This is a genomic window from Mycobacterium sp. NPDC048908 (assembly GCF_043197955.1).
GTDB lineage: Bacteria > Actinomycetota > Actinomycetes > Mycobacteriales > Mycobacteriaceae > Mycobacterium.
On the sequence record NZ_JBICUE010000018.1, the window covers coordinates 65,732 to 84,729 of the forward strand.

16 protein-coding genes are annotated in these 18,998 nt (G+C 67.3%); 6 read left to right on the top strand and 10 right to left on the bottom strand.

The annotated features are described in order from the left end of the window. Positions 1-90: 90 nt before the first annotated feature. Positions 91-1,674, bottom strand: coding sequence for a PucR family transcriptional regulator (locus ACGFK1_RS29170; RefSeq protein ID WP_393437948.1), 1,584 nt, complete (start codon positions 1,672-1,674; stop codon positions 91-93). Positions 1,675-1,753: 79 nt separating this feature from the next. Between ACGFK1_RS29170 and ACGFK1_RS29175 the strand changes: the two genes are divergently transcribed. Further along, positions 1,754-3,244 (top strand): CoA-acylating methylmalonate-semialdehyde dehydrogenase, encoded by a 1,491-nt coding sequence (locus ACGFK1_RS29175; RefSeq protein ID WP_393437951.1) that lies wholly within the window; start codon positions 1,754-1,756, stop codon positions 3,242-3,244. Positions 3,245-3,259: 15 nt separating this feature from the next. Next, positions 3,260-4,636, top strand: a complete 1,377-nt coding sequence (locus ACGFK1_RS29180; RefSeq protein WP_393437953.1) for an aspartate aminotransferase family protein — start codon at positions 3,260-3,262, stop codon at positions 4,634-4,636. A gap of 80 nt (positions 4,637-4,716) precedes the next feature. Here ACGFK1_RS29180 and ACGFK1_RS29185 read toward each other — a convergent pair whose 3' ends face one another. The 6 genes from ACGFK1_RS29185 to ACGFK1_RS29210 all read right to left on the bottom strand — a co-directional run bounded on the left by ACGFK1_RS29185 (position 4,717) and on the right by ACGFK1_RS29210 (position 11,765). Next, positions 4,717-6,708: an MFS transporter gene (locus tag ACGFK1_RS29185; protein ID WP_393437956.1), complete on the bottom strand. Its 1,992-nt coding sequence runs from the start codon at positions 6,706-6,708 to the stop codon at positions 4,717-4,719. A gap of 107 nt (positions 6,709-6,815) precedes the next feature. Further along, a complete protein-coding gene (locus ACGFK1_RS29190) occupies positions 6,816-7,277 on the bottom strand; it encodes a cyclic nucleotide-binding domain-containing protein (RefSeq protein ID WP_393437959.1) in 462 nt (153 codons plus the stop codon). A 78-nt stretch (positions 7,278-7,355) separates the two neighbouring features. After that, the gene (locus tag ACGFK1_RS29195) at positions 7,356-8,756 is read right to left on the bottom strand and encodes a wax ester/triacylglycerol synthase family O-acyltransferase (RefSeq protein ID WP_393437962.1); all 1,401 of its coding nucleotides are present in this window, start codon (positions 8,754-8,756) and stop codon (positions 7,356-7,358) included. A 30-nt stretch (positions 8,757-8,786) separates the two neighbouring features. Further along, positions 8,787-9,260 (bottom strand): SOUL family heme-binding protein, encoded by a 474-nt coding sequence (locus ACGFK1_RS29200; RefSeq protein ID WP_393437965.1) that lies wholly within the window; start codon positions 9,258-9,260, stop codon positions 8,787-8,789. Further along, on the bottom strand, positions 9,205-10,869 hold the full coding sequence (locus ACGFK1_RS29205) for an MFS transporter (RefSeq protein WP_393437968.1): 1,665 nt from the start codon (positions 10,867-10,869) through the stop codon (positions 9,205-9,207). Before ACGFK1_RS29205 ends, ACGFK1_RS29200 begins: the two co-directional genes overlap by 56 nt. Next, entirely contained in the window at positions 10,866-11,765 is a 900-nt protein-coding gene (locus tag ACGFK1_RS29210) for a hypothetical protein (protein WP_393437971.1), read from the bottom strand. The genes ACGFK1_RS29205 and ACGFK1_RS29210 overlap by 4 nt, the downstream gene beginning before the upstream one ends. Positions 11,766-11,983: 218 nt before the next feature. On the opposite strand from ACGFK1_RS29210, the gene ACGFK1_RS29215 reads away from it, so the two are divergent. Both ACGFK1_RS29215 and ACGFK1_RS29220 read left to right on the top strand, forming a co-directional pair. Continuing rightward, positions 11,984-13,255, top strand: coding sequence for a PP2C family protein-serine/threonine phosphatase (locus tag ACGFK1_RS29215; protein WP_393437974.1), 1,272 nt, complete (start codon positions 11,984-11,986; stop codon positions 13,253-13,255). Beyond that, complete coding sequence (locus tag ACGFK1_RS29220; RefSeq protein ID WP_393437977.1) at positions 13,243-14,253, top strand: B12-binding domain-containing protein; 1,011 nt, start codon at positions 13,243-13,245, stop codon at positions 14,251-14,253. Before ACGFK1_RS29215 ends, ACGFK1_RS29220 begins: the two co-directional genes overlap by 13 nt. Here ACGFK1_RS29220 and ACGFK1_RS29225 read toward each other — a convergent pair. After that, the gene (locus ACGFK1_RS29225) at positions 14,213-15,511 is read right to left on the bottom strand and encodes a glycosyltransferase (protein WP_393437981.1); all 1,299 of its coding nucleotides are present in this window, start codon (positions 15,509-15,511) and stop codon (positions 14,213-14,215) included. The two genes, ACGFK1_RS29220 and ACGFK1_RS29225, sit on opposite strands and share 41 nt — an antisense overlap. 94 nt (positions 15,512-15,605) lie before the next feature. Between ACGFK1_RS29225 and ACGFK1_RS29230 the strand changes: the two genes are divergently transcribed. Together ACGFK1_RS29230 and ACGFK1_RS29235 are read left to right on the top strand one after the other, a co-directional pair. After that, positions 15,606-16,043 carry a hypothetical protein gene (locus ACGFK1_RS29230; protein WP_393437984.1) on the top strand — a complete coding sequence of 146 codons (438 nt, stop codon included), beginning with the start codon at positions 15,606-15,608 and terminating at the stop codon, positions 16,041-16,043. A gap of 72 nt (positions 16,044-16,115) precedes the next feature. After that, on the top strand, positions 16,116-16,763 hold the full coding sequence (locus ACGFK1_RS29235) for a M15 family metallopeptidase (RefSeq protein WP_393437986.1): 648 nt from the start codon (positions 16,116-16,118) through the stop codon (positions 16,761-16,763). Here ACGFK1_RS29235 and ACGFK1_RS29240 read toward each other — a convergent pair whose 3' ends face one another. Both ACGFK1_RS29240 and ACGFK1_RS29245 read right to left on the bottom strand, forming a co-directional pair. Continuing rightward, positions 16,764-18,218, bottom strand: coding sequence for a serine hydrolase domain-containing protein (locus tag ACGFK1_RS29240; RefSeq protein ID WP_393438031.1), 1,455 nt, complete (start codon positions 18,216-18,218; stop codon positions 16,764-16,766). A gap of 58 nt (positions 18,219-18,276) precedes the next feature. Further along, positions 18,277-18,831: a hypothetical protein gene (locus ACGFK1_RS29245; RefSeq protein ID WP_393437989.1), complete on the bottom strand. Its 555-nt coding sequence runs from the start codon at positions 18,829-18,831 to the stop codon at positions 18,277-18,279. Between the last annotated feature and the right edge of the window lie 167 nt (positions 18,832-18,998).

An 18,998-nucleotide genomic window follows, 5' to 3' on the forward strand; every position in this document is an offset into this window, starting at 1 on the left:
CATCCGCGCGGTTCGGTTGCCCCGGTCAAGAATCCGACTAGCAGGCCGAGGAACGGCACCACGGCCAGCGTTGCGGAGAGCGCGACACTGCTACGGCGGTGTCACTCCTCGGCGCACCTCCAGCACCAGCATGGCCACATGCAGCGACGCCATCGATTCCGCATCGGTGAGGTCGACGCCGAGTTTCTCCTCGATGGCGGACAGCCGCTTATACAACGCCGGCCTGCTGATCCCGAGCCGGGTCGCCAGCGCGACCTTGTTTCCGCTCAACCGCAGATACTCCCGCAACACCCTGAAATCCGTTGAGCTGCTGACATTATCGGCTGTCAGCAGCGCCTTGAGTTCCGTTTCGGCGTACGCCTGCACCCGCGGGTCGTCTTGCAGCAGCGAGATGAGCCCGCGCAACCGCACATCGGAGGTGCGGTAAAACGGCCGCGGCTCGCCGCCCATCGCCAACGCCGCCTCCGCGACGTGCGCCGCGTCGGCAATCCCCGCGATGGCGTCCGCGATCGACCCCGACGGCTCCCCCACCGCGAGCACCGAACGCGTACCGCCGTCCACCCGCGCCACTTCACGCGCTACACCGGAGCCCACCGCATTCCACGCCTTGTCCCGGCTCGCGCTCAACGCCACCACGGCGCCGATCTCGCCGTCGCCGCGAATAGTGAACAGCCCGGTGTGGCCCGATGCCTTCACGGTATGCGCCACCGCGTCCAGCAGCCTGACGTTGCGGCGCTGGCCCGCGACCGGGTCGGAGCCGGTCGACGCATCTTCGGTACGCACCACCACCGGGTGATACCGAGACGTCCGCCGCAGCCCCAACGCGTATGCCCTGGCGGAGATTTCGCGTTCGTCGGTGACCCGACCGCGGACCACGTCGTCGATCAGTCCGCTCTGCGCCTGCTGATGCAACCCGGACCGGTCGCGCTCGATCATCCGGTTCAGGGCGAGCGCCGCCGCGGCGCGCTCGAGCACCATCTTCGCGCGCGATTCGTCCGCGGGCGGCCGCGGCACCACCAACCTGCCCCACTCTTCGCCGCGCGGGCCGACCGGACTCATCGCCCAGCCGTCGCGCTCAGCCGACGCCCGCCGCGACCGGTACTCCCAGTCATCGAGCAACGCGGCCGTGGTCTCCGGCCCAGGCGCTACCGCAAGTGCTTGGTGCGCAAGGTCTTCGAGCACCACCGGCTCGTCGAGGATGCGTGCTGCGGCGGTCACGATGCCTGGCGTCGACACTCGTTTCATGCTCAGGTCGGTGAATGTCGCATGCACTCGACGATCGAACGCGACCGCGTCGAACTGCTCCGACACGATCCGTCGGTGCACCGCCTCGGTCACCTCGACGAACTTGATCTCGCGGTGCAGCACCACCAACGCGACGTTGGCATTGGCCGCCGCTGCCGCCGCCGTCTTCGGCAGAGGAGTCTCGACTTCCGCGATGACCCCGAGCGCGCCCGCATCAGCAATGCGGCGCAAGTACCGCGCCGGGGATCTGCGCAGCGCGGTGCCGGTGGTCAGCACCAGTTCGCCACCCTGCAACAGCGCCGACAAGTCCGCGACATCGCTGACGTGCACCCAACGGATCTGGTCGTCCCAGCGACACGTGCTCAGCACCTCAGGCTGGCCGGCCTGGATGACCGGCAAATCAACGACTTCGGCGACCGTCAGCGGCATTTACAGAGTGTAAACACCGAGCGGCGTTTGTTGACACTCTGCTCGCGCCATTCACAAGTTGATGGTGCACGCTAGAAGCGTGCACAACACCATCTCCCACTGGCTCAACAACGATGCGTTCGCAGGCAGCGGTGGCTCGCTGCCGGTGACCAACCCCGCGACCGGTGACGTCACCGGTCAGCTCGCACTGGCCACCGTCGAGGACGCCCAAACCGTGATCGACGCCGCCGCCGCGGCGTTCCCCGCGTGGCGCGACACCTCGCTGGCCAAACGTACCCAGATCCTGTTCAACTTCCGCGAGTTGCTCAACGCCCGCAAAGACGAACTGGCCAAGATCATCACCTCCGAGCACGGCAAGGTCGTCTCCGACGCGTTGGGTGAAGTATCCCGCGGGCAGGAGGTGGTCGAATTCGCCTGCGGCATTCCGCATCTGCTCAAAGGCGGCTTCACCGAGAACGCGTCCACCAAGGTCGACGTCTACTCCATCCGCCAGCCGCTTGGCCCGGTCGCCATCATCAGCCCGTTCAACTTCCCCGCCATGGTCCCGATGTGGTTCTTCCCCATCGCGATCGCCGCAGGCAACACCGTGGTCCTCAAACCGTCGGAGAAAGACCCGTCCGCCTCACTGTGGCTGGCCCAGTTGTGGAAGGACGCCGGACTGCCGCCCGGGGTGTTCAACGTGCTGCAGGGCGACAAGACAGCCGTCGACGAACTCTTGACCAACAAGAAGATCAAGTCGGTCAGCTTCGTTGGCTCCACGCCGATCGCCCGGTACGTGTATGAAACCGGCACCGCGGCCGGTAAACGCGTGCAAGCCCTCGGCGGCGCCAAGAACCACGCGGTGATCCTGCCCGACGCCGACCTGGACCTGGCCGCCGACGCCATGGTCAACGCCGGCTTCGGCTCGGCCGGCGAACGCTGCATGGCGATTTCCGCGTGTGTGGCGGTCGGGCCGATCGCCGATGATCTGGTGGCCAAGATCGCCCAGCGCGCCACCGACCTCAAGACCGGCGACGGCACCAAAGATGCCGACATGGGGCCGCTGGTCACCAAGGCCCACCGCGACAAGGTGGCGTCCTACATCGACGCAGGCGAGGCCGACGGCGCCAAGATCGTCGTCGACGGCCGCAATGTGAAGGCGGACGGGGGCGCCAACGGATTCTGGCTCGGCCCCACCCTGATCGACCACGTCAAGCCCGAGATGAGCGTCTACACCGACGAGATCTTCGGCCCCGTGCTCTCGGTGGTGCGCGTCGAGTCCTACGACGAAGCGCTGCAACTGATCAACGACAACCCGTACGGCAACGGCACCGCGATCTTCACCAACGACGGCGGCGCGGCCCGACGTTTCCAGAACGAGGTCGAGGTCGGCATGGTCGGCGTCAACGTGCCCATCCCGGTGCCGATGGCCTACTACAGCTTCGGCGGCTGGAAGGCCTCGCTGTTCGGCGACACCCACGCCCACGGCATGGACGGTGTGCAGTTCTTCACCCGCCAGAAGGCCGTCACCAGTCGCTGGCTCGACCCCAGCCACGGCGGCATCGAACTCGGCTTCCCCCAGAACAAATAGATAGATTGGTATCCGATGACACAGACCGCTATCCACGAATCGACCGACCTTGCCGCGAAGGCCAATCGGCATCTGTGGGGCCACTTCGCCAAGCATGGTGAAGGCATCACGCCGCCGATCATCACTCGCGGTGAGGGCGTCTACGTCTGGGACGACAAGGGCAGAAAGATCCTCGACGGGCTGTCGGGGCTTTTCGTCGTTCAGGTCGGCCACGGCCGTAAGGAACTCGCCGAGGCCGCGGCCAAACAGGCCGAGACACTGGCGTTCTTCCCGCTGTGGTCCTACGGCACACCGAGCGCGATCGAACTGTCCGAGCGGGTGGCCGGCTATGCGCCCGGTGATCTGAACCGGGTGTTCTTCACCACCGGCGGCGGCGAGGCCGTTGAATCGGCATGGAAGCTGGCCAAGAACTACTTCAAGCTGACCGGCAAACCCGGTAAGCACAAGGTGATTTCCCGGTCCATCGCCTACCACGGCACGCCGCAGGGCGCGCTGGCGATCACCGGCCTGCCCCAGTTCAAACAACAATTCGAGCCGCTGACGCCCGGCGGGTTCCGCGCGCCGAACACCAACTTCTACCGCGCGCCCGAGCCATACGCCCACGACATCAAGGCGTTTGGGCAATACTGCGCGGACCGCATCGCCGAGGCCATCGAGTTCGAGGGCCCCGACACCGTGGCCGCGGTGTTCCTCGAACCCGTGCAGAACGCAGGCGGGTCCATCCCGCCGCCACCGGGATACTTCGAACGGGTCCGCGAGATCTGCGACGAGTACGACGTGCTGCTGGTCTCCGACGAAGTCATCTGCGCCTACGGCCGCATCGGGTCGATGTTCGCCTGCGACGACTTCGGCTATGTGCCCGACATGATCACGTGCGCAAAGGGTTTGACGTCGGGCTACTCGCCGATCGGCGCGATGATCGCTTCCGACCGGCTGTTCGAGCCGTTCAACGACGGCAAGACCACGTTCGCCCACGGCTACACGTTCGGCGGGCATCCGGTGTCCTCAGCGGTGGCGTTGGCCAACCTCGACATCTTCGACCGTGAGGGCATCACCGACCACGTCAAGGAGACCGCGCCCGCGTTCCGCGCGACTCTCGAGCAACTGTTGAGCCTGCCGATCGTCGGCGATGTTCGCGGTGAGGGCTTCTTCTACGGCATCGAACTGGTCAAGGATCAGGCCACCAAGGAGACCTTCACCAACGAGGAGTGCGGAAAGCTGCTGCCACAGATCACCACCGCGCTGCTCGACGCCGGGCTGTACTGCCGCGCCGACAACCGCGGCGACCCAGTCGTGCAGGTGGCGCCGCCGCTGATCAGCGGACAAAGGGAATTCGACGCCATCTACGAAGCCCTGCGGGTGGTGCTCGACGAAGCCGGCCGCCGCCTCTAGGCGCCTCTCCCCCGCCGAAACGGTATTCCAGCAGCCAAAGTTCGAGAAGAGGCCTGCTGGAATACAGTTTCGGCAAAAAACTAACTCCGCGCGGCGGCTTGCTGCGGCGCTGGGTCGGCGACATACGCGACCGCGCTCTCCGGCACCACCATCACCGGGATGTCCGAGTGCGCGATCACCGCGCCCGTGACGCTGCCCTGCACCAGGCCCAACAACCCGCTGCGGCGGTGCGGGGCGAGCACGATCAGGCTGGCGCCGTGCTCGTTCGCGGCCCGCACGATGCCCTTCCACGTCGGCGCGGCCTCGACCGCGACGCTCGTGGCGTGGAACCCTGCGGCCTCTGCCAACGACGCCCCGTGCGCGGCGGTCCGCTCGGCAGCCCGCCGCACCTCGCCCGCTTGGTCGGCGTCGAAGTGCTGCATGTCCGTCGGCGTGAAACCCACGTCCGCGGGTTGCCACACGCACACGACCAACGCGCAACGGCCCGGCTCGAGTTGGCCCGCCGCGTAGCGGATTGCGTTGTCCGCCAAGCGTGTTCCGTCGTAGCCGAACACCACCGGCTGCGACTCGTGCCACTGCGCCTGCACCGTCACCCGCTCGGCGCGTTCGGGCGCCGCGACCGGTACACCGCGCAACCGCGCCAACAACGGCGGCGAATACCACGCGGGCGAGTCGCCGTCGAGGAACTCGTCCAGGTCGGGGTGCTGCGGCTGCGCCCCGGAAAGCGCATAGATCGCCACCCCGAACAGCGCGCCGCCGATCGCCAAGCCGAGACCGATCCACAGCGTGACGCCCGTGCCCGCATTGAGATCGCCGGACACGGCGGCCGCGACGTGCGCGAGGATCGGCGCCACCATGAACGCCGCCACCGCTCGCAGCAGTTCGATGATCGCGAACACCCGCTGCAGGCTCGCCGACTGCAGCGAGAATCCCGCCACGAACAACGCGGGCGCGACGGTGGCGCCCAACGCCAGACCCGTCAACAGCGAGCCGATCAACACCAACGGCACGTTGCTGGGCAGCGCGAACCGGAACACCACGATGCCGGCCGCCAGCAGCGCCATGCCGACCAGCGGCAGGTAATGCATGGCCCGCCGGGTGATGACGTGGCCGAACACCACCGCCATCACGATCGCGCCGCCGACCTCGGGCAGATACAGCAGCCCGACCTGAACGGGGCTGAAGTTCTGCATCAACACGTTCGCCGTCAACGCGGTGGCCGCCACCGACGCGGCCGCGGCGAACAACGCGACACCGACCCCCGCGACGGGAATCGCGCTCGTCATCATGGTGCGGACCGTCAGCAGCGGATGCGCGGCCCTGAACTGGTACACGATCAACACGACGATCAGCGCCAGGCCGCCGAACATCGGCACGCTGGCCGCCAGGTCGGTGAATCCATGCGTGGTCAATTGCGCCGCGCCGACGAACGCGGCCGTGCAGCCGACCGCGGCCAATGCGATCGCTTTCAGATCGCGCGGCGCGTCGAGATCGGCAGGCGGTGCGTCCTCGAAGGTCAGCGCCGCCATGATCAACGCCAGCACCGCGACGCCTGCCACGATCCAGAACAGCGGCCGCCATTCATTCGCTGCGGCCTGCACACCACCGATGAACGGGCCGAGCGCGACGGCGCCGAACACGCACATGTTCATGATCACCGCGGTGTTGCGCAGCTTTTCTCGGGGGAAGCCGATGGTCAGCGGCGGCGCGGCCGCGATCAGCAGCATGCTGGTCGCCAGGCCCTGCAGCACGTGGCCGCCGATGAACATGGATGAGTTCTGGGCGGCCGCGGCGAGCACCGAGCCGACCGCCAGCACGACGGCGTAGGCCAACAGCATTCTGCGCTGCGGCAGGTGCTGGGCGAATTGCACCGCGAGCACCGTGCCCACCGCGTACGCCGCGTTGCCAAGCCCCGAACTCAGGCTCATCGCCTGGGCCGACATGTGGAGTTGCTCAGAGATGATCGGCACCAGCGGGTCGACCGCCGCCGACAGAGCTAAATAGGGAATCAATGCGAGGGTGACCATGGCGGCCACGGCCGGATAGCGTCCGGCGAGGGGTCCCTGGCGCATCAGATGGGCTCGGAGATGTCACAGACGCAGGCAGGCACGCGGGTAGGTAACCCGGTCGCGACGAAAATTATTCCTTCACAGCAACTTCCAAGGTCGCTGTTTGCCGATCAGCCCTCGGCGGTTGCCGCTTTCGGCACGTGACGCGAAACCGTGTCGTCCATCATCTGGCGAAGCGCCGGTATCTCGTCGAGGAGCCGGCTCAGGTCATCGCGGGCGATGTGGAGCACCTCGGCGCGCCCCGTCGTCGTGACCGTCGCGTTGCGCAGCTTTCCGTGCCGCAGCGCCGACTCGCCGATCACCTCGCCGGGACCCACCACGGCGATGCGCTCCTGGCCGACGTACACGCCTGCCTCCCCGCTGAGCAGGATGTAACAGGCGTCCGACACCGTTTGCTCACGGATCAGCGGCCATGGCCCGGACGTCGAGGTGCGATGGGTGGCACGGGCAATCCGCTTCAGGTGTTCCTCGGAGAACTTCGAAAAAGCAGGTAGCTCTTTCAGCCGTCGGGCGTCCTCGGCATGTTGTTGCTCACGGGCTTGCCTGGCCTCACTGGTCTCGCGCCTGTACATGCCGATCCCCCGATCCTGTGATGACCCTGACAACAGGAGCCTAGCGACGAGCCGTTGTCAGCAGGGCAAAACGCACACTCAGACCAGCGGTTGCGACCGGCAGCCCAGCAGGTCGTCCAGCTGAGCCTCGAATCGGTCCGCCAGGGGCCACAGGTCGTCCACCAACTTCGGGCACGAGATGATCCCCACATTGAGCTGGCCATCCAGCGACATCACCGTGATGTTCAACCCCGAACCGTGAAAGATCGGGCCGAGCGGATACAGCCCCTTGATCTCGGCGCCCATGCCATACAGCTTCGTCGGCGGCCCGGCGACATTCGAGATCACCATGTTGTGAATCGGCGCGCTGCGCAGCGGTGTCCGCGCCATCACACCCAGCACCAGGTTGAACATTCCCCGCGCCACCACCTGCGTCACGTCGTGCACCAGCGTCGGGCCGATCGCCGAGCTGTGCTCCTTGGCGCGGCTGTTCGCTTCGGCGATGGCCTGCAGCCGCTCCCCCGGATCGTCGATATCGGTGTGCAGGTTGCAGAACATGCCCGATACATGGTTGCGGCCGGGCCGATCCGACTTGTCGTGCACGGACATCGGCACCACCGCCACCAACGGCTTCTTCGGCAGCTCGCCGCGATCGCTCAGGAAATCGCGGAGGGCACCGGCGCACAATGCCAGCACGACGTCGTTGACTTTGACTCCGTACCGTGTCTTCACCCGGTTGATGTCGTCAAAGTTCAACTGCGCCAAGGCAATACAGCGGTCAGCTGTCACTTCCGCGTTGAACACGGTCCTCGGCGCGCTGAACGGCGCCGCCATCGCCGCACCGCTGAATGCCCGGTTGACCGAGTCGGCGACCGTCGACACCGCGACGGGAACCGCCCTGGCCATCTGCAGCGGCCGCGTCAGGAACCTCACCAACCCCCCGGCGGCGAGTTCCACCAGCGACGCCCCGCCTGGTCCCTCTACGGGCTCCGGCGGCGGCGCGTCAGGTTCCAGCGTGCACAGTTGCTTCAGCAGGTTCGCCGCCGATACGCCGTCCACCGCCGCGTGATGCACCTTGATCATCAGGGCCAGCGGACCGCCCTGCTCTGGATCCGCGCCGGCGACGCCCTCGATCACCCACATCTCCCACACCGGCTTGCCGCGATCCAGCGGCACCGATGCGATGTGGCCACACACCTCGGCCAACTCCGAGCGCCCGCCGGGCGACGGCAAACCGATCCGGTGCACGTGGCGCGATAGGTCGAAGTCGTCGTCCTCGACCCACACCGGATGGTCCAAGTTCAACTGACTGTCGGCGAGCTTCACCCGCAGTTCCGGCAGCGCCAGGATCCGTGCCGACAGGTCGTCGACGAATCGGTCGAAGTGGTAGCCGCCCGGAATCGTAGAGGTGTCGAGTTCGACCACGGAGCACACGTGCAGAGGCACATTGCGGGATTCGACGTACAGGAAGCTCGCGTCGAGCCCACTCAGCCGCTCCATCCACCCTCCGTACCCGGATTGACAGATCCGTCAAACCCGAACCGGAGTTATGCCGAGAGCAACCTCGTTGCGGCGGCGCCAGGGGATCGTCCACGGCGGGTCGTAGAGCCACGTCACCGGCGGGCCCACCGTCTCGAAGCCGTACTCTCGCAACGCCTGGCGCAGTTCGGCGGTGCGGGCTGTCAGCGCATCCGGGGTCGCGGTGCCGGTGAAGCGCAGCACCGCAACCGATTCCGCGGGCACAGGGACCAGCCGAACGCGGTCGTCGTCGGGCCTTGGCAGCGACTCACGGGTGCGTCCGGCGGGCATGTAGAACCGGATCACCCAGCCGGGCTCCGCCGACGTGGTCCCCACCGGCGCGGTCATCGCGATCCGGTCACCTCCGTGGTTGCGACCGAAGATGTAGCCGGCCAGTCGGCGGAAGCCTTCGTTGCGCGCCGACATCTCGTCACTGCCGACGATGGTCTCCGCCGCTACCCGCGGACCGTAATGCCGGATCTGCACGTGCTTCGTCAGCTGCTCGCACTGGTGTGGCGGCTCCTCGACGGTACGGATGCCCACCACCGATCCGGTCGACTCGACCAGCTGGACAAGCGTTTTCGCGATCGTGTTCAACACTGTAGATACCTTTCGTTCGAAGTCCAGGCGCCCGCAGCGCGACCAATGCCGCAGTGCCACCTGCGATGAGGGCCAAGACCAGCGCCGCCGCGTGCGTGGCCGTGGTGAAAGCGTCGACGGCGGCCTCGCGGATCCACTCACCGCTGACACTCATGGCGTCCGCCATCTGCAACGCCTGTCCGGGGGACCCGCTGATCGGAGCCCGCAGCATCTCCGGCAGCGGTTGCAGCCGTGGCGTGACGGTGTCGGTGTAGCGTTCGGCCAGTATCGAACCCGCAATCGCGATGCCGATCGCCGCGCCGATCTCGCGGGCCACATCGTTGATCGCCGAGCCCAGCCCCTGCCGCTCGTCGCGCACCGCCGCCATGATCGCCGACGTGGCCGACGCGGTGCACAGCCCGATGCCCGACCCGATCACCAGTACGGTCACCGCCAGCAGCAGGTACGGCGAATCTGGTTGCAGCACAACCATGCACCCGAACCCGATCCCGATCAGACCCAGTCCGGCGCCCAGCACGGTGCGCAGACCCAGCCTGGGCGCGAACCGGAACGACAGCGCCGAGAGCACCACCACCGGAAGCGCGAACGGCGCGAACGCGAACGCCGCCGCCAACGCGGAGTAGCCCAGGATCAGCTGCGCGTATTGCATTGCGAGATAGAAGAATCCGAACGTCGAGGCGAACAGCACGACGATGGTCACCACCGCGGCAGCGAATCGGGCGTCGGCGAACACCGCGAGGTCCAGCAGCGGCGCGGGCCGCCTGCGCTCGACGACGATGAACAACCAGCCAAGGCCGGCGGCGCCGGCCAGACCCGCGAGGGTCAGCGGGTGATCCCAGCCGCGCCGCGGCGCGTCGAGCAGCACCAGCACCACTACCGCGATCGCCGCCGCGATCAGCACCGCACCGGCCCAATCAACCTTGGGGGCGTCAGCGGCCACCGATGCCGGCACCGCGCACGCCGCCAGCGCGACGACAACCGCCGCACCTCCGAGCGCCCAGCAGATGGCCCGCCAGTCCGAGAACTGCAGTAGCACAGCGGAACCCAGCATGCCGGCCACTCCCGCGCAGCCTGCCACCCCAGCCCAGAGCCCGACGATCCTGACACGCTGGCTGTCCGGATAGGCCTGCGCCATCAGTGCCAGCGTGGCGGGCATGACGAAGGCGGCGCCCGCCCCGGCGGCGATTCGCCACGCGACGATCGCGTCCGGACTGTTGCTGAAGGCCGGCGCCACCGACGCGACCGCGAACACAATGAGCCCGGCCAACAACGCCGAGCGCCTGCCGTGGCGGTCGCCGATCGCGCCCGCCGGGAGCAGCAGGCACGCCAACGCGACGGTGTACCCGTCGACGATCCACGTCAGCTGGGTTTGGGATGCTGAGGTGGCGCGGGCGATGTCGCCGAGCGCGGTGTTGAAGGCGACCATCGACCCGACCACCAACGCCACGCCTGCGCAGCCCGCCACCAGCGTGGCCGCGCGGCGTTGTGCGCTCATTTGTCTTTGGTGTCAGTGGTTTTGGCGGTGGACTGCTTCTTCTGCACGCGCTCGTTCGACTTCTTGGCGGCGGGTTTCTCGTCATCACCCGCGGTGGTGCTGGGAGCCGCCTTGTTCCCGGTCGTTGTGCTGACTCGCTGCGTCGTCGTCGCCTCCTTCGTGGTGGAGGTCGCCTCCTTCGTGGTGGAGGTCGCCTCCTTCGTGGTGGAGGTGGTGGCGGTGGCGGGTGCGGACGGCGAGTTCGCATAGCGCAGCCCGATGTTGAATGCGCCGATGGTGTAGTTGCCGGTGTTGAAGAAGCCGATGTTGCCCGTCCCGGTGTTGCCGACACCGAAGTTGAGCGTGCCGGAGTTGGCGATGCCGAAGTTTCGCACCCCGTTGTTGAACGCGCCGACGTTGTAATCACCGCGGTTGCGGATGCCGATGTTGAAGTCACCGTCGTTGGCCACGCCGATATTGAAGTTGCCGGTGTTGGTGGCGCCGATGTTGAAGTTGCCGACGTTCGACGCGCCGGTGTTCGCGGTGCCGCGGTTGTTCAGGCCGGTGTTGAAGTTGCCGACGTTGCCGGCGCCGAGGTTCGGCGTCCCCGTCAGCAGGCTCAGTTGGATGCCCGGATTGGGGGCCTCGACGGCGACGGGCGCAACGACTGCGGTCACCGGGGCGATCTCGACGGGCGCAACGGCCGCGGCCACCGGGGCGATCTCCGCGGGTGGCTGCGCGGCGGGAACGACCGGCGCAGGCGGTACGACGGGGTTCGGCGCGGCGACGAGGGCGGCCGGGGCGACCGGCGCCTGCAGCGGTGCAGGCGAGGTGACGGGGCTGGCTGCGAGTATTCCCGCACCGACAACCGAGACACCGGCCAACAAATAGGTGCGAACAGGGAGGGTGTGGTTCATTGCGTGACTCCTTCTGAGATGGGGCGATGGTGTTTACCCCACCAACACCAATTTGATGCACAATCGATGCAAATCTTTTCCTCGCCGCTGTACGTGCCGAGGGCGACTAGGTAGGGTGGCCAACAAGGTTGAGTTGCCAGCCTTCTTGTACCGATGTCCGCGGGCCGTCGCTGCCCGCCATTTCAATCGGACCCCTGACGGGGAGAAGGTCGGTTTTTGTGTCGTTGTCGCCCGTTCACGTGACCGCTGCGCCGCAGGTCGAGGCGCGTCCGCCTGCGCACGATCGCGAACAACTCGCCGAACAGATCGCCGTTGGGCTGGGCGGTTCCCTCAATCTGCGCCGCACGGCGCTCAAGCTGATCGACTTGATCCAACCGGCGCTTGCGGACTGGGCGATGGTGGTGGTGCCCGACAGCCGCACCGGTGAATTGGTGATGGTGGGCGACGCCGAACCGAGTGGTGTCGTCGTCGCGCGGGCCAGGCTCGAGGGACTACCGCTGAGCCGCATTCTGCAGACCGGACAGACCGAGCAGATCCAGGGCAGGGAGCTGTCCGGGCTGGTGCCGATCGAGCCGTTTCGCCGGTCGGCCGCGGCCTTGGCACCCGCCGAGGCCCTTGGTTTCGGGTTGACCGCCCGCGGCACGACATTCGGCGCACTGGTGATGCTGCGCCGCGCCAACGCCGGCTTCTGCCCCGGCGACGTCGCGTTCGCGCAACGCATCGCGGCGCGTGCTTCGACCGCGGTGGATTCGGCGCGAATGTATGAGGAGACGGCCAGAGTCGCCTCGGTTTTGCAGCGGCATCTGCGGCCGCCCGCACTTCCCGAGATCGCGGGATTGCGGCTGGCCGCGCGCTACCGTCCGGCCGCTGAACATCTCGACGTCGGCGGTGACTTCTACGACGTCACCGGTCAGGACGACGACTGGCTGGTCGCACTGGGCGACGTCTGCGGAAAGGGTGTGGAAGCTGCCGCCGTGACCGGCCAGGCCCGCCAGAGCATCCGCACCGCGGCGCACTTCGACCGACATCCGCCCACAGTCCTCAGTGCACTCAACACCGTTCTGCACCAATCGAATTCAGCCCAGTTCGTCACGGTGCTGTGCGCACGGCTGCGGCCCGACGGCACGCACACTCACGTCGACCTGGCCACCGCCGGCCATCCCCCGCCACTGGTGATACGCGCCGACGGTCGTGTCGACCAGATAGCCGTGTACGGGATGGCGGTCGGGCTGGTCGCCGACATGCGCTACGGCGCCGCGTCGCTGCGTCTGGAGCACGGCGACACGATGCTGATGTTCACCGACGGGGTCGACGAAGCACGCGGTGACACCGGCCAATACGGAATGGACAGACTGCATTCGCTGCTGCCCGCATATGCCGGTGCCTCACCCGAAGTCGTGTGCGAGGCGGTGGAACGTGACGTCATGGAATACCTCGACGGCCGTCCCCACGACGACATGGCCCTGCTCGCCGTCACATGCTCGAACTAGACCAAGCCTCGGCGCTGCAGCGCTACGACCAAGCACTGACTGACGGTGACAGGTCGAAAATCGTTGCGTTGGTCGATGATCTGCTGGGCAGCGGCACCGAACCGCTCGACATCCTCATCGACGTGGTGGCCGCCGCCCAGCGCAATATCGGCCAGCGGTGGCAGCGCGGTGAATGGTCGGTCGCGCAGGAACACGCGGCCACGGCAATGGGGATCGCCGCAACCGAACTCGTCGCGCGACGGATCGCCGAGACACCTGTCACCCGCGGGCAGATCATCGTCACCTGCGCGGAGCGGGAGTGGCACTGGCTGCCCGCGGCGATCATCGACTGCGCGCTGCGCGCCGACGGTTGGCAGACCGTCCCACTCGGACCCGCCACGTCGCCGCTTCGGTTCAGCCAGTACATCCAGGACATTGGCCCGGACGCCGTTGCCGTGAGCTGTTCGGTGCTCGGCGCGTTGCCGACCACCCGGCGGTTCATCGAGGCCAGCACGGCGGCCGGGGTGCCCGCGGTGGTCGGCGGTGCGGCGTTCGGCGATGACGGGCTACGCGCTCAGGCGCTCGGCGCGACCGCGTGGGCGCGCGACGCCAGGGAAGCTGTCGAGGCCGCCGCCGCGTTGCCGGTCGTGGTGTCGGCAGTCGAGCCGCTGCCGGAGGCGGCCGTCCAGGAATTGGCCGCGATGGAGGTGGACCACCTGCGCCTCGTCGACCAGGTGAGCCGGGGTTGGGCGGTCACAGCCGGTGCCGAGGCGAACGAGGCCGTGCGCGCCGTGGCGCGTGACGCCGTGCCGCACATGCTGCACGCCGTGATGGGCGCATTGCTCACCGGTGATCCGCGGACGGTGTCGGAGACGGCTGGGTGGCTGGCCGAACTGCTCGCCAATCGCGGAGTAGACGCACGGTCCGCCGTCGAGGAACTGAGCCGTGTGCTCGCCGCGGCACTGATCGACTATCCGCTCAGCGTCGATCTTGTCCGGAGCCATTTCTCGGCGAACTAGCCGAGCACCCCAGGTCGCCGAGCGCAGCGACGATATTGTCGAACGCGTTGTGCTGCAGCATTTCTCGCCCCAGACAGCGAGCTGCTTCGCGGTACCGCGGCGTGGACAGAACGTGCTGCACGGCGTCCGCGACGGCGGCGGCGGTGGGACGCGCCGCCCCGAGATCGACACCCACACCTGCGTGGGCGACCCGCGCGGCCATCTCTGGCTTGTCGGCCGTTCCGCCCGCGACGACCAACGGAACTCCGTGCAGCAGCGCATGGTGAACACCGCCGTATCCGCCGTTGGTCACCATGACGTCGACCGTCGGCAACAACTCGCTGTAGGGCAGGAAGTCGGTGACGTATGCGTTGTCCGGAATTGGTTGTCCCAGTCCGTGGTCGCCGGGCCGCCCGGTGGTGGCCACCACCCGCAGGTCGTCGCGATCCGCGAGGCCGTTGAGGGTCGGCACCAGCAGGTCATCCAGGCTCTGGTTGTCCCACGTGCCCTGCGTGACGTGGACGACGGCGCGGGTTCGTGACGCGTGTGTGGGGGCTATCCGTGGTGGCGTCGCGCCGATCACCGGGCCGGTGAAGCTGACGTTGGCCGGCAGATCCCGTCGGTGGTATTCCAAGGCCGGGATGGTGAACTGCAGCAGACGGTCGGCCAGGGCAGGCCAATCCGTCAGGAACACGGGGCAACGGCGTACGCCCACGTTGCAGAGCGTCTCGTCGAGCCCACGCTGAATGTCGGCCATCAGCCCGTTGTGCACCACCCAGGTCATCGCGCGATAGCCCCTGTCCGGCTTCGGCCGCCACGCTGTCCCGAACGGCGGAGTGCTCACACTCGATAGCGTCAGCGGACCGACTCCACACGCGAGCACCCGAGGTCGTGGCTCGTCGGTCAACAACAACGGCAGCACGCCGGTGAAGGCGATATCGGACAACACCGCGTCGAAACACTCGGCGCGCAGGATGTCTCGCGCAGCCTGATATTGGGCGGCCAGTGGCTCGATGAACACCGACATGATCTCCGCGCGCCCGCCGAGCCAACGCTTGATCAGCTCGGGATACGGGCGATCCACCACCGGTGAGCGCAGGGGATGTGCGGCCGCGGGCAGCGCAACCGATCGCAGTCCGGCGTCTCGGATGGCCTCCCGATGCTCTGCGCCCGTCAGCACGGTGACGTCATGTCCGCGCCGACGAAGGTCACGGCCCACGAGCAGAAGCGGCATGACGTGGCCCGGTATCGGGCTGGCAGCTATCAAGTACCGTGCCACGCGTCCTCCTTCGACTACCTACTGTCATTGCCCCGTCGAGCGCCTGGCAAAAACTGAAGTTTCGAAGTGCCCGCCGAGTGGTACCTCCGCCGACATGCTGGTCGATCTGAAGAAACTGTCTCCTGTGCTTTTCACCGGTGCGGCGGCCGCCGCGATTGCCATGGCTCCCGCAGGCTTTGCCTCACCCATCGACTTTCCGGCCGGCGGTCCGCCGGGATGCTATGACGTCAGCGGCGCGGGTTGCGCCGGACCGGCCCCCGCACCCGGTGCGCCTGGCGTGGCCGGAGCAGTTCCTGGTGGTCCCGGCGGGGTCGCGGGGCCGCAAGGCGCGGCGGGCACCATTCCCGGCGGACCGGCGGGCGTCGCCGGACCCGAGGGCGCGGCCGGTGCAATTCCTGGCGGGCCCGGCGGCGTCGCGGGGCCGGAAGGCGCGGCCGGTGCCATTCCCGGCGGACCCGGTGGCGCAGCGGGTCCCGGCGGCGCGAGCGGATGCGTCCCCGGTGTGGGTTGCGGCAGCGTTCCCGCGCCGTAGCCGAAGCTCGCGCGTAGAGTTGGCCGTATCCGGGTAGTTCGCACGAAACCGCCTCTCGTAGCGGTCTTTTCGATGCTGGCAGTCGTCAGCGTTGTCGCTGCGCAGTGCGGCGTCGCTCCTTCTCCTCCCGTGGCGACGCCCGCACCGCCGTCCGTCGAGACGTCACCGACGCCGACCGTCGGGCCGGTCACCGTTGCCGATCTCGGATCGAGTTGGCGGCCAGGCTGTCCAATCGACCCGGCACAACTACGCCGGGTCGAGGTCGACTACCTCGGCTTCGACGGACGGACACACCGCGGCGCGCTGATCGTCAACGAAGACGTCGTCGCGGACGTCACCGCCGCCTTCGAGCGACTCCTCGACCTGCGCTATCCGATCACGAAGATCCGCACCGTCGACAACTATCCTGGCGCCGACGACGAACTGTCGATGGAAGACAACAACACCTCCGCATTCAACTGCCGCGACATTCCCGGTACCGGCCGCTGGTCACTGCACGCGTCCGGACGCGCCATCGATCTGAACCCATTGCTGAACCCCGAGATCGATGGGTCGGGCGAGGTTCAACCCAAGAATGCCGCGCCGTACCTGGACCGCAACCGCACCGACCCGGGCATCCTGCATGCCGGCGATGCTGCCGTGCGCGCGTTCACCGATCACGGCTGGCGCTGGGGCGGTGATTGGCGAAATCCCGTCGACTATCAGCACTTCGAAAGATGATCAGCCGCTGCCGTAGAGATGTAACACCTTCGCCGCTGCGGTCGCCACGTCTGCGCGGACCCGCTGGATCGGCGGGCTGCCGCGCACCTGAATCGAATTCGACAGCAGCACCACATAGGTATCGGAGCCAGGGTCTATCCATATCGTGGTTCCGGTGAAGCCGGTGTGGCCGAAGCTGCCGACCGGGAAGACCAGGCCCCGCGGCATCGACAGCCCGGTATCGATGTCCCAGCCCAAGCCGCGAAGGTTCTGTCCGCTGATCGCGGGATAGCGCGGATTCTTGCCGGCGTGTCGAGCAGCTTGGTTCGCCGCGTCGATCTGCTGCGGCGTATGCCCCGGCTGCTGAGGAGTGGTCATCAATGCCAAAGTGGCTTGCTGTAGCGGGAATTCGCTCGGGCGGCCAGCCAGCCGGTCAAGCAGGGCCTGCGCATAGGTCCCGACATCCCGCGCCGTCGAGAACAGCCCGGCGTGCCCGGCCACCCCACCCATGCGCCGCGCGGTGGTGTCGTGCACCGTGCCGCGCAGCAGGTAGTCGAGGTCGGGGTTGGCCGCTGGATCGGCGCGGCCCTCCTCATCGCGAGCGGTCGGCGCGATGCGCTCGAGAAGGTCGATGTTCCAGGTTCCTTCGGAACACGCAACGCTTTCAGTTGGTGCGGAAGTCCACGCGATCGCCGCTCCTCTGACGGTGTGCGGTCCACATGCTTTCGCGGCAGGAAGATATCGTGTCTGTGTCATGCCCAACGGCCCGAAGATGTGCTGCTGGACGTAGGTGTCTTCGGTTTGGCCCGTGAGCTTCTCGACCAGCGCGCCGAGCACGATGAAGTTGATGTCGGAGTAGCGGAAACCCGCGCCGGGTCCCGACTCCAGCGGCGTGCTTAGAGCCCGGTGAAGGCCCTCTGCCCTGTTGGCGTGGTCGAGGCCCCACGAATCCCTGAGGTCGACGTCACCCGTCTCGCCGGAGGTGTGCGTCAGCAGCATGCGTACGGTCACCTCGGCGCGCTGCGGGTCGTTCGCCGGATTGAATTCCGGCAGGTACTGCTGCACTGGATCGTCGAACGCCACCTTGCCCTGCTCGTAGAGCTGCATGACGGCGGTGGCGGTGGCAAGGGGCTTCGTCAACGACGCCATGTCGAAGATGGTGTCGTCGGTCATCGGCTCGGCGGGCGCGGGTGACCCGTCGAGGCCCGGCTCGCCCGCGAGTTTGCGATCGCCGTACGCCTGCTGGAAGACGACCGTGCCGCCGTGCCCGATCAGGACCACGGCGCCAGGCAGCTTGTGTGCGGCGAGCGCATCGTTGATCACCTTGGACACCGGTGCGAAGTCAAACGCCGGCCTCGGGGTGGCGGGCGCAGGTGGGGGCGCAGCGACCGGGGGCCGCGTGGTCGGGGCCGGCTTGGCGGTGGTGGTCACGGCGGTCTGCGCGGCGGTGCCACTGGAGCACGCCGCGACGAACATGACTACGGCAGCGATGGCGATGCGCGCAGCAGGCGTACCGAGCACGTGTCGAATTCTGTCATGTTCCCCGGTCCACCGAATCGAACACCGTCAGCGATTGCTCGAACGGCTCGGACGTGACACCCAACTGATTCCCGAACGGATGATCCAGCCAGAACACGATGAACAGCAACAAGCCGAGCAGGACGGCAACAGCACTCAGCAGGCCGAAGTGCGCCCGTACGTTTCGAAGGCGCATGAAGCCGCCGAGCGCCAGCAGCACGACGCCGCCAAACAGCAGCCCGGTCCACAGCAAGCCGGGGATCCGCGGCCTGGCGTCCAAGATCCGCTGATTGCGCTGCGACGCCAGAGTGGTCAGCTGATCGAGAAACTTCTGGCTGATCGGGCTCGACGTGACACTGGACTGCTCACTGCCGAGCAGTTTGTACATCTCGTTGAGCGCGTCTCGCGCCGTTTCGGTTCCCGTGCGGGCACGTATCGCGTTCCGCCATTCGGGACCCGCTACCGCATCGGTGTACTTGCGCAGCAATACCCGCATCTGGGTCTGTTCGGGCACCGGCATGCCGACGGTCTGGCGGTACATCGTGATGAGCGTGGATGCCTCGTTGGACACGTTGGCCTCCGCAGACGAGAACCTGCTCCCACGCGACCACGATCACGAAGCCCAACAGCGCGCCGTGAACCAGGCCAACGCATGTCAAGAACGGCGATAGCGCCCCGTTGTGCCCTTCGCTCACCGGTTCCGGGAGCCAGCCACATGCTGGCGGCCGCGACCGCCAG